Raw genomic sequence first — 16517 nt, 5'->3', positions numbered from 1 at the left:
CCTGTCTGTTACTGCACGTGATATACGTCATCGTAGTGACGTTTGTCGGTGTTGAGGCTGCATGTGGCATCGATGCCGGACCGTTGCAGGCGCTGGCACACTTCGCGCAGCTGGCTGCGTGGCACCCGACCGATGTAGAATAGCCGATAGCGGTAATCCCGTCCCAGTACCTCCATGACATGTGTGAACTGCTGCTCGCGGGCGAAGTCGAAGTTTACCTTCAGCATCTCTGCATAGGGCAGCGTTACGGTGCGTCCCATGCTATGTACCTGCATCGTTTCGCCGTCGAGTGTCAGGTAGCAGAAGCGGGTCAGCAGCACGTACATCCAGTAGACAGCGAGGGCGAAGAGGGGCAATGAGACGATGAGTCCTCCCGTGCCCCCGCGTATGCCCGCCTGCCAGAATCCGAGGCAGAAAGCCAACAGGCAGAGTATGGCGTGCCAGAACAGGTAAAGCGAAGGGCGGCGGTAGGTGGTTTCTTCTTCCGTGCGTCCTGAAGGTTGCGGCAGGTGCAGGTTGTCCAGAGGAATATTCTGTTCCAGCAGGTAGCGTATGGTGGCGCTGGGATGGTGCCTGGTGTGGAGCGTCTGCACGCGGTCGGTTCCATCCTTCAGGTGCAGGGTGAGCAGTCCCGGTCCGAATTTGTTTTGTTGGCTGTGGCGGTCGGGCACAGGGGTGTAACGCTTCATAAAACTGAAGCTGCGGATGTCTTGCAGCGGGACGCCGATATGCCGAAGCAGGCGTGTGGCTTGTCGTTGGTGTCTGGGATTCATGATATGGTAGTGTTTTGCGGGGATTAAGAGATTACTGCTTTTTCAGTTCCGGATAGCTGATGCGCGTGTGGTGCATGATTATCAGCTTTTCCTTGAATACATTCTTGGCTACGGCAATATCCTTGAACGTGATAGGACAGTTTTTGAAGAATCCGTCGGCCAGTTGTCCGTCGATGATTTTCTCCACCAATTTGCCGATGCTTTCTTCCGTGTATTCCGGCAGGCTGCGTGAGGCGGCTTCCACTGCGTCGGCCATCATCAGTATGGCTTGTTCTTTGGTGAAGGGGTTCGGCCCCGGGTAGGTGAACACAGCGGGGTCGGTTTCTTCTCCGGGGTGTTCGTTTTTCCACGAGATGTAGAAGTATTTCGTCACGCCCTTTCCGTGGTGCGTGGTGATGAATTCTTTGATGACCTTGGGCAGGTTGTATTTGTCTGCCAGTTTGATGCCGTCCGTTACATGGCTGATGACCACTTGTGCGCTTTGTTCGTAGGAAAGCGACTTATGCGGGTTGACTCCTCCCGACTGGTTTTCGGTGAAGAATACCGGATGCTCCATTTTCCCGATGTCGTGATACAAGGCTCCGGTACGTACCAGTTGCGAGTTGGCTCCGATAGCGTTGGCCGCTGCTGCTGCCAGGTTGGCCACCTGCATGGAGTGCTGGAAGGTGCCCGGTACCGTCTCTGACATGCGGCGCAGCAGGGGGGTATTGATGTTGCTCAGTTCTACTAATGTCACGTTGGAGGTAAAACCGAACGTCTTTTCCACCAAGAACAGCAGCGGATAGGTGAAGAGCAGCAGGATGCCGTTGATGACGAAGTAGATGTACATCGAGCCGTTCAGTTTCGAGAGGTCGTTTTCCGTTATCAGTTCGAAAGCGAAGAAGGTGGCTGCATAGGTCAGCGTTACCACACCCGCCGTCTGGAAGAGCTGCGAGCGTTGCGACAGTTCCCTCAGGCTGAAGATAGCGGTCAGTCCTGCGGCGCATTGCAGCAAGATGAACTCATGTGGATAGCGCAGGCTGACGGAGCAGATAAGCACCGTGATGACCAGTGTGAGGAAGGCCGTGCGCGAGTCGAGGAACACGCGTATGATGATGGGCAGCATGGCGTAGGGCAACATGTAGACATTCAGGAAATTCTGCGACATCATCAGGCCCGTCACCGCACAATAGAGCGTAATGCCGGCAAACAACAGCGACATGCCTCCTTTGTGGTCGTAGTATTCCTTGCGGAACAGGTCTAAGTAGAGCATGAAGCACAGCATGAAGATGCACACGTAAAGAATCTGTCCCACCAGCATCAGGCGTTTTTGTCCCGTCGATTCGTTGCGTTTGATCGATTCCTTGCGCAGGCTCTCCAAGATGTTGTAGGTTTTGGGGCTGATTATTTCGCCCCGGTCCACGATTTTCTGTCCGGTCAGCACGATGCCGTTGGCCCAGGAGTAATTGTCCAGCAACTCCTGCCGTGCGGCGTCGCTCCGTGCCTTGTCGTATTGCAGGTTGGGAGTGAGGTAATCGTTTAGCGGGCATGCCCTCAGCACTTCAGGCCGATAGTGCAGGGTATCCGCCTTCAGGATGTGTTGGTAAGCCGTCTTCACCGAATATAGTTCGGTAGTCTCCCGTTGGGAGGCGAGCTTGTGGTCTACCACCATCACGGCGGCGGTACTGTCTTGTTGCAGAGAGTCTAATGCTTCGGTGGGTAAGATGCCGGCTGCATAGATTTCTTCGAGCATCTTCTGCACGTAGTGGAAGTAGCGTGCCGGCAGTACTTCCTTCAGCGTCTTTTGGTAATCGGCCTGCAGGCGTCCCAGTGCGTCGGCCTCGGCTTTGCGGTCGATGTTGAAGAAAGGTTGGAATTGGCGCAACATGCTGTCTTGTTCGTGCTGCACAACTTCCGCGTCTTTGTAGATGGGAAAATCGAAGGTTGCAATCAGTTGTCCGTACTTCCACGGCTTGCCGGTATCAAACTGATAGTTGAACTTGCCGTCGCGGGGCATAAAGTAGACGATAACAGCTACCGTTGCGATGAAAATGAGAACTTTGTATAGCAAATTTCTCGATAACAGGTCTTTGTTAATTTTGAACTGAGTCATATCCGTCGAATTTTTGCCGAAAAGTACGAAAAAAAACATTAGTGTGAAAAAAAAGGCTTAATTTTGCCGTGTAAATATGTATAAAGTTAGAAATAAACACAGATAACTATGGCAGAAAGAAGAGTCAGAGTACGTTTTGCACCCAGTCCTACGGGTGCCCTCCACATTGGCGGTGTGCGTACTGCGTTGTATAATTATCTCTTTGCGCGTCAGCATGGAGGCGATTTGGTGTTCCGCATCGAAGACACGGACAGCAACCGTTTTGTGCCCGGCGCTGAGGAATACATCCTTGAATCATTCAAATGGCTGGGCATCCGGTTCGACGAAGGGGTCAGCTTCGGCGGCAACTATGGTCCTTACCGTCAGTCCGAGCGCCGTGACATCTATAAGAAATATGTGAAAGTGTTGCTCGATGCCGGTAAAGCCTACATCGCTTTCGATACTCCGGAGGAACTGGATGCCAAGCGGAAGGAGGTGCCTAACTTTCAGTACGATGCTTCCACACGCCTGCAGATGCGTAATTCGCTGACGCTTCCCAAAGAAGAGGTGGACGCGCTGATTGCCGCCGGTACCCAGTATGTGGTGCGTTTCAGAATAGAGCCGAATGAGGATGTACACGTAAACGACCTTATCCGTGGAGATGTGGTCATCAATTCCTCGATATTGGATGATAAAGTCCTCTACAAGTCGGCCGACGAATTGCCCACCTATCATTTAGCCAACATTGTCGACGACCACCTGATGGAGATTTCCCACGTCATCCGCGGTGAAGAGTGGCTGCCTTCTGCTCCCTTGCACGTGTTGCTTTACCGTGCTTTCGGATGGGAAGACACGATGCCTGCTTTTGCCCACCTGCCTCTGCTGTTGAAACCCGAAGGCAACGGCAAGCTGAGCAAACGCGATGGCGACCGTCTCGGTTTCCCCGTCTTCCCCTTGGAGTGGCACGACCCCAAGACGGGCGAAGTCTCTTCGGGCTATCGTGAGGCTGGTTATTTGCCCGAGGCTGTTATCAACTTCCTCGCCTTGCTGGGTTGGAATCCGGGCAACGACCAGGAACTGATGTCAATGGATGAGCTTGTCAGCCTCTTCAGTCTGAGCCATTGCAGCAAGGCCGGTGCCAAGTTCGACTATAAGAAAGGCATCTGGTTCAACCACGAATATATTCTCCGTAAGCCCGATGCCGAAGTGGCCATGCTCTTCAAACCGGTGTTGGAGGCTCATGTGGTGAATCCTGCCGGCTATACCGACGAATACCTCACCCGCGTAGTTTCGCTGGTGAAGGGTCGCGTCAACTTCGTGAAAGAAATCTGGGACCAGGCCCGTTTCTTCTTCATTGCTCCCGACACTTATGCCGAGAAGGATGTGAAGAAACGCTGGAGCACCGATACGCCCCGTATCATGGGCGAGCTGATGGAGGTGCTGCGCGGTATCGGCGACTTCTCTTCCAAGCCTTCTGAAGATATTGTCATAGGCTGGATTACCGAGAAGGGCTATCACATGGGCAATGTGATGAATGCTTTCCGTCTGGCCGTGGTAGGTGAGTGCAAAGGTCCCCACATGTTTGACATCACCGAGCTGCTGGGCAAGGAAGAGACGCTGAAACGCATTGAAAAAGCAATCCGGACATTATGATATACCGTTTGCTCCTTTTTCTCCTGAAGCTGTTGTCATACATACCTTATCGTGTGCTCTATTTTCTGTCGGATGGCTTGTACTATCTGCTGTATTATGTAGTAGGCTATCGTCGGAAGATTGTACGCCGCAACCTGGTCGAGTCTTTCCCTGAGAAAGGCTTGCCGGAAATCAAACAGATAGAGAAGAAATTCTATCGTTTCTTCATGGATATGATACTGGAAAGCTGCAAGCTGGCTTCCATTTCGCCGGAAGAAATCAGGCGTCGGATGAAGTTCACGAATGTAGAGCAGGTGAATGCATTGCTGAGGCAGGGAAAATCCGTTTCAGTTTACCTGGGTCATTACGGTAATTGGGAATGGGTCTCTTCCATGCCTCTGTGGCTGGAGAAAAACATTGCGGGCGCCCAAATCTACCACAAGTTGCGGAACAAGAGCATGGAACGGCTGATGCTGCACATTCGCGGCCGCATGGGAGCAGTCAGTGTGGATATGCACAAAACGGCGCGTTATATCACTGGGTTGGCAAATGCCCGTCGGCTGTGCGTGGTCGGGTTTATTGCCGATCAGTCGCCCCGGAAGCAGGAGTCGCGTTACTTCCTGCCTTTTCTGAACCACAAGACGCCCGTATTGACAGGAACGGAGAAGATAACGAAGCATTATGGATTCGAAGCCTGGTATCTGGACGTCAGAAGGACCGGCAGGGGGTATTATGAAGCCGAGTTTGTCCGCCTGCACGAAAAACCCCGGACACTGCCCGATTTTGAGTTGACGGCTCTTTATTTTCAGCATCTGGAACAAACCATTCTGCGTGAACCGGAGTTATACTTGTGGACGCATAAGCGTTTTAAACACGCTCAGAAGTTGGATTCCTGATTGAGTCAAAAGCATAACGTTAGAAGATATGGATATAGATTTTGTAATCACATGGGTGGATATGGACGACCCGAAGTGGCAGGCTGAGTTCGCCAAATATTCCGGCAACAGGGAGAATACGAAGAACGGAGTTTCCGAAGCCCGCTTCCGCGATTACGGCTTTCTGAAATACTGGTTCCGTGGTGTCGGGAAGTTTGCCCCTTGGGTGCGTAAGATTCATTTTGTAACCAGCAGCCAAATTCCGCAATGGCTTGATGCGGACAATCCGAAGATTCATGTGGTGAATCATAAAGATTATATCCCGGAACAGTTCCTGCCCACGTTCAATTCGGTGGTGATAGAACGTTATCTGCATAAGATTCCGGACTTGGCAGAACATTTTGTCTACTTCAATGATGACTTCTATATCATAAATGCCATCGGAACGGAGCGCTTCTTCAAAAACGGGCTGCCTTGCGACATTGCCACTTTCCTCTACAACCCGTCGTGGTCGCAATGGTACAGACGAATCAAGAACAACCTGAAAATCATCAACCGTCATTTCGACAAGAAAGAGGTCATGGCCCGTTTTCACGATAAATGGTTTGATAAAAGCTATGGCTCCAGGGCACGGTGGAATTATCTCCTGAAGCCCTACGGTAAGTTCATAACGCTTCGCACGCCCCACAACGCGCAGCCTTTCCTGAAAACGACCTTCGAAGAGGTATGGGCTGTTGCCGGAAAGGAACTGACCGAGACTTCAGCCAACAGATTCCGGGCTCTGACCGACTATACGCCGGAGTTGTTCCGCACCTGGCAAATCTGCCGGGGCAATTTCGAGCCTTACAATACCTACAGTGATACTAAAATGTTCCCGCTCATGATACGCCCCAAACAGGCAGTCAGGGCAATCTACGAACAGTCTTATTCATTGGTTTGCCTGAATGACAATGTACACATCCGTCATTATGAGCAGGTGATGGAAAACATCAGGAATGCTTTTGAACACATCCTGCCTGAAAAGTCGGAGTTTGAAGTGTGAAGTTGCGTGCAAATCATTAACTATAACAAACGATTGGATTATGAATAAGGTCCTTGCCGAAATTATTGCAGGAGTGATTCCGCATAAGATGACGCGGAACAGGTGGCGTGGACTTCTGCGCTACGGCGTATTCAAGGCCTGGAAACTGAAGCGCAGGCTGAAACGCGACCATACTCCACCGAAGTATTACCTGGCTGTTTGCGCCATCGCCAAAAACGAGGGCCCGTATTTCAAGGAATGGATAGAGTGGCACCGCAGGCAAGGAGTGGAGAAATTCTACATCTACGATAATGAAAGCACAGACTGTACACGTGAGGTGCTTGCGCCCTACATCGAGTCGGGACTGGTGGAATATTGTTACTGGCCGGGCAGGAAAAGGCAGCTTGCCGCGTATGACGACTGCTTTGAGCGGCACCGGTTAGAAACGCGCTGGCTGGCTGTCATTGACCTGGACGAGTTCATCGTGCCGGTAAAAGACCGTAACATCCCCGAATTCCTGCGCCGCATGGAGAAGTTTTCGGTGGTGGAAGTCAACTGGCTCGTCTATGGAAGCAGCGGAGCCAAGACCCGCGAACCGGGAGGTGTGATGGAACGATTCCACCGTCACTCTCTGCCGGAACACAGGCTGAATACGCATGTCAAGAGCATTGCCGACCCGCGGCGTGTCTGCACCATGGTGGGATGTCACGAGGCGGCACGGCTCTCTGGAAAAGCGGCCGATTCGCACGGCGTGCCGTTGAAGAAGGGATTCGGCGACCGCAAACCGCAACAAGACGTCATCCGGATTAATCATTATGCGGTGAAGTCTTACGAAGAGTTCCTGGGTAAACGGGCGAGGGGACGGGCGCGTATCAATACGCTGCGCGACTTCAGTTACTTTGACCAGTATGACCTGAACGACATCGAAGATTAGCAGCCTTTCCCGCCTGGACCCCGGCACCTGTATGAACGAGGCCGGTTGCTTCGGATAACAGTGAAGTGTTCTCATCTGCTTAACTTAATTCAAACTATGGCTACCTATTACGGAAGAAAATATAAAATGTTAGAGTGGAGACATCGGGTAAAGGAACTGATTCTTTCCATCAGGATTGCTTTGAAATCAAAAGAACTGGGGAAGCCTGAGCCCGGGAAGCAGGTCTTTGTTGCCATGGTCGATGGTGAGGCCTTTCATGGGGGAATGTGCGACCGGTTTAAGGGCATCATCTCTTTATACGCTTATTGTAAATACCACGGTATCCCTTTCCGGATAAGATACACGTATCCCTTTCGCTTGGAAGATTACCTGGAGCCTGCCATTTATGACTGGACGCTGAAGCCGGGTGAATATACCGACAATCCGCTCTATAGCAGAATCCTCTACATGCGGGGGGAACATCTGGCCACGAGGCTTTTGAAACTGAAAGCGAGACGACAGGTACACTACTATAGCAACCGCGACTGTCTGGCGCATATTAACGAGGCTTGGGCCGCGGCCGGTGTGAACTCCGGCGGTTATGGCTGGGGAGAACTGTTTGGCGAGCTGTTCAAGCCGGGGACTGTCTTGCGCGGACGGATTGAGGCTGCGAAAAGGAATATGGGAACCGACTATGATGCTGCGGTGTTCCGTTTCCAGAACTTGCTCGGAGATTTCCGGGAATATCATTACAAATCCATCACCGATCAGGGGGAGGCAGAAGAGCTTATCTGCAAATGCCTTGACGCCATTCGGAGTTTGAAGTCAGAGCATGGCAACCGACCGCTGCTGGTTACGTCGGACAGTGTGACATTCCTGAAAAGGGTGTCGCAGATAGAGGGCGTGCATATCATTCCGGGGACTATCGTCCATATAGATGGCGACAAGAATGCTGTTGTGGAGAATGCCTACGAAATCTATCTGAAATCTTTCCTCGACTTCTATATGCTCAGCGGGGCACGGCAAATCTACCGGATAGGAACTTCGTATATGTATCCCAGCGAATTTCCGCTTTATGCGGCAAAGTTGCACGACATTCCATTCAAGCACATTATAATCTGATTCCACTATGAATACGTCTCATACGCTTGTGAAGGTGATTGTTCCCGTCTACCGCGACCGGCTGGACCCGTACGAAAGAATCTCGTTGGAGCAGAACCGGCGTGTGTTGGGGGCGTATCCTTTTGTTTTCATCCATCCTGCCGGTCTGGATATCAGTAGCCTGCTGCAGGAATTCCCCGGTTGTGGGGAAGAAGTTTTTGACGATGCTTTCTTCCGCGACATTGCCGGATACAACCGGCTGATGATGTCGGCCGATTTCTACCGCAGATTCTCAGATACAGACTATCTGCTGATTTGCCAGCTGGATGCCTATGTATTTCGTGATGAGTTGGCAGACTGGTGCAGCGGGGGATATGACTACATCGGTGCGCCGTGGCCTGTGCCGTTGCTTTTCCGGTTGCCGCTTCTGAAACAGTGGCGCAAGCGATTCCACAGCCGTTGGCGCACCGAGAAAGACTTCAAGGTGGGAAACGGAGGCTTTTCCCTGCGCAGGGTGTCGAGTCACCTGCGTGCCACCGAACAACTGGAGGAAGTCATCCGTGCGCATTTGTCCCGGCATAGCCACTATTCCAACGAAGACCTGTTTTTCGCGCTTGAGGTAAACAGGCACGGGATGAATTTCTCCTATCCAGACTACCGGCGTGCGCTGCGCTTCAGCTTCGACAAATATCCCCGGCTTTGTTACTGGGAAAACCGCTTTCGTCTGCCTTTTGGCTGTCATGCCTGGTACAAGGAGAAGATGAGAAAATTCTGGTTCCCCATCATTCTGGGGCATAAGTCCGGGCTGGAGCAGTGAAGTCACTTCCTGTTGTGGTGTGCAGGTGTCTCCAGTGCCCGCCTGATGTCCGGGAAGTGTTGCAGAATCTTATCCAGAGCCTTCCTGTTGCGGTCGTCGCCCGGTTGGAGGTTGACGGACATGAGTGAATACTTGTGGGGCTTTCCGATGCCCTTGGCTGTACGCTGTCCGTTGGGGAGAGGAACGACAAATGTGCCTTTCGATACCGCCGCCGCCCAGAACCAGATGTCGTCGTTGGTAGGTGCCATGACCATGAAGAGCGCAGGATCGAGCATCTTTTCGTCCAGCGTGTGGGGAGGATACAAAACCCCGCCTACTCCGGTCTGCATGGCTAAATGGCTGAAATGGTATCTTCGGAAGACAAAGTCGTACCACTTATATTTTCTCCATTTCTTGTAGGGAGCGTCCAGTCGTACCTTCCTTACCCGGTGGGCTACAATGGCATCGGGAATCCGCTTGTGCAGGTCTGCCAGGTCGCGCAAGAGGTTGGGCGGGTAATGGATGTCATCGTCGATGGTTACGATGGTATCATCCGGAAAATCCCTCAGTGCCGGAATCAGTTTCTTGTACGAGCGTATCTCGGCCGGGTCGAACCTCACTTCGAAGAGGGGACTTTCTGCCCGGAGTGCCTCAAGCTCCTGCGGAAGTACACCGTCCGGAAACTTCTGCGTGTCCAGATACAGCACGATTTTGTCGGGCAGCAACGAGCCTTTCAGGATGGAGCGTATGGCCTGCACGGCATAGGGTATGGCTGCTGGAAACGAGGTGAGTGATACGATGATTCTTTCTTTGCCGTTCATTTTCTTCTCGGAATTTATGGGTGTATCTCCTTGCTATAGCCTATCCGTTCGCCGATGGCGGGATACCTCCCGATGATGGCCTGCAAGGCGGCGGCATTCTTGTCGATGCCCGACTTGAAGTTGGTGGTTTTCAGCGATAATTCCCGCGGTTTCCCCAATCCCTTGGGTTTGTTGTAGCCGAAAGGCACAGGTACTATCGGGGTACCGTTGGCCACTGCTGCCGCCCAGAACCAGATGTCGTCCGTTGTCGGGGCGATTTGCGTGAACAGTTTTTCATCGAGCATTTCCGGTTTCAGCGAGTGGGGCGGGTACAGCACTCCGCCCACGCCGGTCTGTATGTTCCTGAAGTCGACGTGTTTTTTCTTTAGTAAGAAGTCATACCATCTGTATTTACTCCATTTCCGATAGGGCTTGCCGGGCTTCATGAGTTTGGCGCGGTGTGCCAGTACGGCGCCAGGTATCTGGCTGTGCAGGCGCAGCAGGTTGCGCAGCATGTGCCTGTGGTAAGCCACGTCATCGTCTACCGTCACTATGACAGCGTCGGGAAAGTCTTTCAGTGCCGGAATCAGTTTCCGGTACGAGCGGATGTCCCTGTCATAATTCCGTATCTCGAAGACCGGGTTGCTCTCTGCCAGTTTCAGTAGCTCCTGAGGAAGTCCTTTTTCGCCGAATTGTGCGAAGGTGAGGTAGAGCACTACCTTGTCGGGAAGGACAGAGCCGTTCAGTATGGACTGTACGGCAGGGGCGGCGTAGGGTATGGCAGCCGGAAATGAAGTCATGGATACGACGACTTGTTCTTTAGCTTGGTTGGAATTCATAACTTTGGACTAAATAGTTTGTTGCCGGAGTAGTCGGCAAAGGTTCTGTCTGTTTCTGCAAGAGACCGTTATTTGTACCATTCCGCATACATCAAATAGTTGTGTGCGATTTTCCGGTTCAGTTCCCTGGCCTGTTCCGGGTCCACTTTCTTTACGAATTTGGCAGGTACGCCGGCCCAGATACTGCCCGGCTCGATGACCGTGTGGCTTAACACCAGTGCCCCGGCTGCCACGATGGAGCCTTCGCCCACTACGGCATGGTCCAGTATCACGGCTCCCATGCCTATCAAGGCATAATCTTTGATGGTGGCTCCGTGGATGGTCACGTTGTGTCCCACAGACACATGGTCGCCGATTTCGATGGTCGATTTCTCGTAAAGCGTATGCAGCACACTTCCGTCCTGTATGTTCACTCCGTTGCCTATCCGGATGGAGTTCACGTCGCCGCGCAGCACGGTATTGAACCACACACTGCAGTCATCGCCCAGCTTCACATCGCCGATAAGGGTGGCGTTGTCTGCCAGGAAACAGTTCTTTCCTATTTCGGGCGTAAAGCCCCTTACGCTTTTTATCAGTGCCATAATTTGAATGGTTGTTTAGGATAAATGGACGTCTTTGTTCGGTATAACGGTTCAGACTGCCTTGCACTTCTCTGCCAGCCACGTCTGTTCTTCCTCGTCGAGAGCCGGAGCCAGCTTGTTGTACACCGTGCGGTGGTATTCGTTCAGCCAGCCTGCCTCTTCGTCGGTGAGCAGGTGACGGAGCAGGGGAGTGGTGTCGATGGGGCAGAGCGTCACTGTCTCGAAGCGGAGGTAGGAGCCGAACATGCCTTCGCCTGCGGGGACCGTGAGCATCAGGTTTTCCGTGCGGATGCCGTGGCTGCCTTCCTTGTAGACTCCCGGCTCGTTGGAAGTGAGCATTCCTGCCTGCAGGCTTACCGGGTTTTCGTTCATGCGGATGCTCTGCGGTCCTTCGTGCACGTTGAGGAAATGTCCTACGCCGTGCCCTGTACCGTGCAGGAAGTTCATGCGGTGTTGCCAGATGGGCATGCGTGCCAATACGTCTAATTGCGCGCCGCGTGTGCCGGCAGGAAATACAGCCTGCGCCAGTGCAATATGACCTTTCAGGATGAGCGTGTAGTCCGTCTTCTCCTCTTCGGTCAGCGGGCCGAGGGCGATGGTACGGGTGATGTCGGTAGTGCCGTCTAAGTACTGTGCGCCCGAGTCGAGCAGCAAGAAGCCCTCCGGTTTCAGCGGGATGTCAGTCTCAGGCGTAGCCTCGTAGTGTACGATGGCAGCGTGTGGGCCGTAGCCCGCTATGGTGTCGAAGCTCTCGCCCATGTAGAGCGGCTGTGCGGCACGGAAGTCGTGCAACTTCTGCGTCACACTGATTTCCGTCTGTCCGCCCTGCGGCACGGCTTCTTCCAACCATTTCAAGAATTTCACCAGCGCCACGCCGTCGCGCTGCATGGCCCGGTGCAGTCCTGCGGTCTCCACTTCGTTGCGTTTGGCTTTCAACAAGGCCACAGGCGAGGGGAAGTCGCAGACAGAGTTATGTTGGGAGGCCATCCAATGGGCCTTTTCGTTGGTTTTGCCAAAGTCGGTCAGGATGGTGCCATAGTGCGTGGCTTGCAGATGGTCGAAGAAGTCTTCGTAAGGACGGGTCTCTACGCCATTGCCGGCCAGATAGTCCAGCAATTCCCGGTCTGTCTTTTCCGGGTCGATAAACAACGTGGCATGCTGCCGGGTGACCATCAGGTAGGAGATGACCACCGGATTGCACGGGATGTCGTTGCCGCGGATGTTGAGTGTCCAGGCAATCTCGTCGAGGGCGGCGAGCAGCAAGGCATCTTTCTGTTGCTCTTCCAAGCATTGGCGTAAGAGCTCCAGTTTTTCCGCGCAGCTTTGTCCGGCATATTCCACCTTATATATATAGGCTTTGTTCATGGGGCGTTCCGGCCTGTCGGTCCAGATGTCGCGAAAAGGGTCGTTGCAGTAATCCAGAAAGCGTTCGTGTGCTTGCAGCCATTCGGCATGTTCCTCGAAGAATCGGGTAGGCAACATACTGGGATCGGAACCGATGCATCCGGGTTGTACGCGGGTAGCCAGGAAGTCGATGAGGCTTATCGTGTCGGGCAGTCCTTCTTTGTAGAGAGTGATGCCGGTACCCTCCAGCTGTTTGGCGGCCTGCAGGAAGTAACGTGAGTCTGTCCACAGACCGGCCTCTTCAGGGGTTATCACCAAGGTGCCTGCCGAGCCGTCGAAGCCAGAGAAGTAGGTCCGTGCCTTCCAGCGCGGTGCCACATATTCGCTGATGTGTGGGTCGCAGTCGGTGAGTATAAAAGCCTCAAATTCATTTTGGCGCATCATTTCGCGCAGTTTCTCTATACGTTGTCTGATTACTGAGTTCATATCCTTTTTAGTTTGTTCTTATTCAAAAACATCCAAAGGTAAGCGTTTTTGGCGGTCTATGAAAATATTGCGGCAATTTCTTTCTGCTTTTTATCACCGTCCACCTATTTATATATGGGTGGAGTCCCTCATTTATAAGCAGCCTGTTGCTTATACCTTGGCAGCACGTTTCCGATACCTTGGCAGCATGCTGCTGATACCTTGCGAGTAACCTGCTGATGGCATGCGTGTTGTGTGCGGATTCCCTTCGACGGTGATTCCGAGGGCCGGTTGGGGCAGTGCGCATCCCAATCCGGGATAAATCCGGTCTTCCTGTCCATGTCGGTTGGCTTATGTCCTATTGTCGGATAATTTTCCCGTTTTTTACTGCCTCTTTCCACCCCATTTTGTAAGCATTGCCGAATGTGCCTCAAAGTCCGCATTCATCGGGCTTCTCGCGTATATATATAGCAAAAATTTCGTTCATTAAAATTAAATTTAATGTTAAAGTAGAGTAACTTTAACGTTTATTTGCTTGTGACTTCTTATTTATGAGTTATCTTTGCAAGTGCAAAAGGGGAAATACATGCTTTTCCTTTACAAAGCCTAACGGAGAGAACGGAGAGAGTGGCTTTCTTCTTTTGACCTTAATGTTTAATTACTAATATTAATTTTAAGTAGGTATGAAAAAAAATTAATGATGGTAGGAGTGCTCTTGGGCGCATTGTCCTTGGGCGCTTGCGTGGACGACAATGAGTCTGCATCTGTGACCAACATTCGCAATGCGAAGGCGGACCAGTTGACGGCTTTGGCTGAGCAAGCAAGAGCAGAGGGAGAGGCTGCTAAGATCTTAGCTGAAGCAGAAAAGGCTATTGCTGACGCTAAGGCTGCTTATCTGAATGAAATGACAGAAGAAGCACGCCAAAAATTTGTAGAGACTTTAAAACAAATCCAAGCTGAAACAGAGGCTGCTGTAAAGAAAGCCCAAATGCAAGCTCAACAATATGAGCAACAATTGTTGAGAGAAGCAAGTCAGCGTGTTAAGGATGCCTATGACACTTATTCAACCGCCGCGAAGGATCTGCAAGAGTTGAAATTCACCAAGTCCGAGGCTACTTTATATCTGGCTCAATTAGAAGCAGGTATGGGAAATCTCCAAGCACATATTGATGCAAGAACAATTGAATTAAAAAATGATATTGCTCTGAAAACGGCTGAAAAAGAAGCTTGGGAGAACTATAGTGGTGCTGATAAGAGTGAATTAGAAGCACAGCGTGCGCAGTTGGATCAAGAATATACAAATGCGGAATCAAACATTATTCAGAAGAATGCGGAAGTACAAGCTGCTTTAGTTGCTGCAGTAGAAGTTGTAGATGCATTTAACTACGAATATGCAAACGAAAATTCGCCTGCTGCTGTTAAAGCAATCAGAAGTTTTATTGAAAAAGCTACAGAGAATGGGAAAGTTATTATTAACAATGTAGCCTCCTATGAAGATAAGGAGATTACTCCTATTTCATCTGAGGATGTAGTGTTAAGCGAGGAAATATCTCCAAGTTCTGACGCCTATAGCGTTATACGATACTATGTTTCAGAAGCAAACAAGACAATTATGAACCAATATTATTCAAATAAGGAGAATCTTGAAGATGAATTGGGCCATAAAGCGTCTGGACAGGAAGTAGCAACTGGCAAATATAAAGAATTGGCTGAAGCAGAAGAGAAGGCTGCTGAATCGAAGAAAAAATATGAAGATTCTGCTAAAGAATATGCTGAATTGGAAGAAACTGTAGCCGGTGCAAAACAAGCTATAGCAAACGCTGAAAAAGCACTCGAAGATGCAAAAGCAACCAAGAAAGAGAAAGATGCTGCAGTGGGTGCTGCTGAGGAAGCTTTAAAAAAACTGCCTGATACTGCTACACCCGTAGAAATAGCACAAGCAGAATTAAATCTGGAGGTTGCAAAGGCTGACGCAAATTTAGCACAAGCTAATGTAGAGAAAGCTCAGAAAGATTTGGAAAAACTGAAAATCGATAATGAGCAAGCAATAGATGATTTCGAAGAACTGGAAAAAGAATTGCCTACTTTGCAAGCTACTGCTGAAGAGGATGCCATTAGTGTCGCCACTCTTTTGGATGAAATTGCAAAGCTGGAAGAGCAGATTATCAACTTTGATACTAACGCTAAACTTTGGAATGAGGCTTTGACTGCTATTGAATCTGAAGAATATGCGAAAGCTGTTGAGGCAGTCAAGAGTAATACAGCTATTACGGCTTATATAGCTGCCGAAGTTGCTTACAATGAAGCATATTATGCGTGGTGGGAAGTTAATGCCGAATATCAGGTACTCTCAATCATGATTAATGGCGCTTATGATGCTGAAGAAGAAATCGCTAAAGTTGAAAAAGAAATTGCCGAACTGCAATTCCAGCTTGATCGCTTGGCTTATGAAAACTTCGATTTGGATGGTAATGGAGTCGTAACAGATAGCAAAGCCAACCGCGAAAAGCTGATTGAACAGCAAACAGATTACGTTGAATATTTGGAAGAGCAGATTTCTTATAAGGAGCAAATTGTAGCACTCTTCAAGGCAGACTTGGAAGCTGCTATCAATGCTCAAGATGATAGCGCTGACACTCCCGCAGAAGATCAACCCGCTGCATAACTTTACATTAACGGCTAAAAATCAAGTAAAATGAGAATAGGAAAACTTTTACTGTATGCCGTTATGCCCATGATGAGCCTGGCGGTAAGCGCGCAGGAGAAGAATCCCCAGCAAGGTGATTTCACCGTAGCGCTTACGCTTGGTTACAATTCAAGTGTGATGCAGAACGCGGCCGCAGGTAATAAAACGAATTACAACCTGCAGGCAGCCTCCACCAACTGGAACGACAAGGCACTGACCGTCGGCATAGAAGGTGGCTGGTTCTTCCGCGACTTGTGGAAACTGAATTTGGGAGGCGGCATGAACATCACCAAGGCTCCCGGCTACGGTCCCATTCCCGGAACCATAGACGACACGTATGAGCCGGGTGACGGTTCCATCCCCAACTATGGTGCGGTATCGGACCGCTCGGTGATACAGTTCCAAGTGTACACCGGTGTGGACCGCTACTTCCGCACAAAGGTAGACGGCCTTTTGCCTTACGTGGGGCTTCGCGTTGGCTACGCTTACGGTCGTGAGCGGAGCATGACGGACGACGAGACCTACATGGGCGAATCGGTAGGCGAAGCCTTCAACATCCGCGGTGCCATCACCGCCGGTGTGGACTATTTCTTCACCGAATCATTCTTCATCGGTGCCGA

Annotated in this window: 14 protein-coding genes; 8 read left to right on the top strand and 6 right to left on the bottom strand. The window is 51.0% G+C overall.

Translation table 11 applies throughout. The annotated features are described in order from the left end of the window. Window positions 1-8: 8 nt before the first annotated feature. Entirely contained in the window at window positions 9-773 is a 765-nt protein-coding gene (locus B5F34_RS13940) for a hypothetical protein (protein WP_087340242.1), read from the bottom strand. Between the two features lie 31 nt (window positions 774-804). Next, window positions 805-2865 (bottom strand): HDIG domain-containing metalloprotein, encoded by a 2061-nt coding sequence (locus B5F34_RS13935; RefSeq protein WP_239448979.1) that lies wholly within the window; start codon window positions 2863-2865, stop codon window positions 805-807. Between the two features lie 108 nt (window positions 2866-2973). Between B5F34_RS13935 and gltX the strand changes: the two genes are divergently transcribed. From gltX to B5F34_RS13905, 6 genes are all read left to right on the top strand, one after another. Next, the gene (gene gltX / locus B5F34_RS13930) at window positions 2974-4497 is read left to right on the top strand and encodes a glutamate--tRNA ligase (protein ID WP_087340238.1); all 1524 of its coding nucleotides are present in this window, start codon (window positions 2974-2976) and stop codon (window positions 4495-4497) included. Then, window positions 4494-5372 carry a lysophospholipid acyltransferase family protein gene (locus tag B5F34_RS13925; protein ID WP_087340236.1) on the top strand — a complete coding sequence of 293 codons (879 nt, stop codon included), beginning with the start codon at window positions 4494-4496 and terminating at the stop codon, window positions 5370-5372. Before gltX ends, B5F34_RS13925 begins: the two co-directional genes overlap by 4 nt. Before the next feature lie 28 nt (window positions 5373-5400). Beyond that, complete coding sequence (locus tag B5F34_RS13920; RefSeq protein WP_087340233.1) at window positions 5401-6393, top strand: Stealth CR1 domain-containing protein; 993 nt, start codon at window positions 5401-5403, stop codon at window positions 6391-6393. A 40-nt stretch (window positions 6394-6433) separates the two neighbouring features. Beyond that, window positions 6434-7306, top strand: a complete 873-nt coding sequence (locus tag B5F34_RS13915) for a glycosyltransferase family 92 protein (protein ID WP_087340231.1) — start codon at window positions 6434-6436, stop codon at window positions 7304-7306. Window positions 7307-7432: 126 nt separating this feature from the next. Further along, entirely contained in the window at window positions 7433-8407 is a 975-nt protein-coding gene (locus tag B5F34_RS13910; protein ID WP_087340230.1) for a hypothetical protein, read from the top strand. Between the two features lie 7 nt (window positions 8408-8414). Next, window positions 8415-9203 carry a DUF5672 family protein gene (locus tag B5F34_RS13905; RefSeq protein ID WP_087340228.1) on the top strand — a complete coding sequence of 263 codons (789 nt, stop codon included), beginning with the start codon at window positions 8415-8417 and terminating at the stop codon, window positions 9201-9203. 2 nt (window positions 9204-9205) lie between these two features. Here the strand turns inward: B5F34_RS13905 and B5F34_RS13900 are convergent, their stop codons facing one another. The 4 genes from B5F34_RS13900 to B5F34_RS13885 all read right to left on the bottom strand — a co-directional run bounded on the left by B5F34_RS13900 (window position 9206) and on the right by B5F34_RS13885 (window position 13232). After that, window positions 9206-10003 (bottom strand): glycosyltransferase, encoded by a 798-nt coding sequence (locus tag B5F34_RS13900; RefSeq protein ID WP_087340226.1) that lies wholly within the window; start codon window positions 10001-10003, stop codon window positions 9206-9208. Between the two features lie 14 nt (window positions 10004-10017). Next, window positions 10018-10821 (bottom strand): glycosyltransferase, encoded by an 804-nt coding sequence (locus B5F34_RS13895; RefSeq protein WP_087340224.1) that lies wholly within the window; start codon window positions 10819-10821, stop codon window positions 10018-10020. A 68-nt stretch (window positions 10822-10889) separates the two neighbouring features. Continuing rightward, window positions 10890-11402 carry a gamma carbonic anhydrase family protein gene (locus tag B5F34_RS13890; RefSeq protein WP_087340222.1) on the bottom strand — a complete coding sequence of 171 codons (513 nt, stop codon included), beginning with the start codon at window positions 11400-11402 and terminating at the stop codon, window positions 10890-10892. Window positions 11403-11453: 51 nt separating this feature from the next. After that, entirely contained in the window at window positions 11454-13232 is a 1779-nt protein-coding gene (locus B5F34_RS13885; RefSeq protein WP_087340220.1) for an aminopeptidase P family protein, read from the bottom strand. Window positions 13233-13908: 676 nt separating this feature from the next. Between B5F34_RS13885 and B5F34_RS13880 the strand changes: the two genes are divergently transcribed. Both B5F34_RS13880 and B5F34_RS13875 read left to right on the top strand, forming a co-directional pair. After that, a complete protein-coding gene (locus B5F34_RS13880; protein ID WP_087340218.1) occupies window positions 13909-15876 on the top strand; it encodes a hypothetical protein in 1968 nt (655 codons plus the stop codon). Window positions 15877-15906: 30 nt separating this feature from the next. Further along, window positions 15907-16517, top strand: a 611-nt coding sequence (locus tag B5F34_RS13875; protein WP_087340215.1) for a BT1926 family outer membrane beta-barrel protein, incomplete at its 3' end; no start/stop codon positions are given.

It is taken from the genome of Mediterranea sp. An20 (assembly GCF_002160055.1).
Taxonomy (GTDB): domain Bacteria; phylum Bacteroidota; class Bacteroidia; order Bacteroidales; family Bacteroidaceae; genus Bacteroides; species Bacteroides avicola.
This window is presented reverse-complemented; position numbering and strand designations above follow the sequence as displayed.

Bases quoted from the DNA above. Each gene is read 5' to 3' on its own strand.
- B5F34_RS13880 (WP_087340218.1), top strand. From the start codon at position 13,909: ATGATGGTAGGAGTGCTCTTGGGCGCATTGTCCTTGGGCGCTTGCGTG.
- B5F34_RS13895 (WP_087340224.1), bottom strand. From the start codon at position 10,821: ATGAATTCCAACCAAGCTAAAGAACAAGTCGTCGTATCCATGACTTCA.
- B5F34_RS13885 (WP_087340220.1), bottom strand. From the start codon at position 13,232: ATGAACTCAGTAATCAGACAACGTATAGAGAAACTGCGCGAAATGATG.
- B5F34_RS13910 (WP_087340230.1), top strand. From the start codon at position 7,433: ATGTTAGAGTGGAGACATCGGGTAAAGGAACTGATTCTTTCCATCAGG.
- B5F34_RS13935 (WP_239448979.1), bottom strand. From the start codon at position 2,865: ATGACTCAGTTCAAAATTAACAAAGACCTGTTATCGAGAAATTTGCTA.
- B5F34_RS13905 (WP_087340228.1), top strand. From the start codon at position 8,415: ATGAATACGTCTCATACGCTTGTGAAGGTGATTGTTCCCGTCTACCGC.
- B5F34_RS13900 (WP_087340226.1), bottom strand. From the start codon at position 10,003: ATGAACGGCAAAGAAAGAATCATCGTATCACTCACCTCGTTTCCAGCA.
- B5F34_RS13940 (WP_087340242.1), bottom strand. From the start codon at position 773: ATGAATCCCAGACACCAACGACAAGCCACACGCCTGCTTCGGCATATC.
- B5F34_RS13925 (WP_087340236.1), top strand. From the start codon at position 4,494: ATGATATACCGTTTGCTCCTTTTTCTCCTGAAGCTGTTGTCATACATA.
- gltX (WP_087340238.1), top strand. From the start codon at position 2,974: ATGGCAGAAAGAAGAGTCAGAGTACGTTTTGCACCCAGTCCTACGGGT.
- B5F34_RS13890 (WP_087340222.1), bottom strand. From the start codon at position 11,402: ATGGCACTGATAAAAAGCGTAAGGGGCTTTACGCCCGAAATAGGAAAG.
- B5F34_RS13920 (WP_087340233.1), top strand. From the start codon at position 5,401: ATGGATATAGATTTTGTAATCACATGGGTGGATATGGACGACCCGAAG.
- B5F34_RS13915 (WP_087340231.1), top strand. From the start codon at position 6,434: ATGAATAAGGTCCTTGCCGAAATTATTGCAGGAGTGATTCCGCATAAG.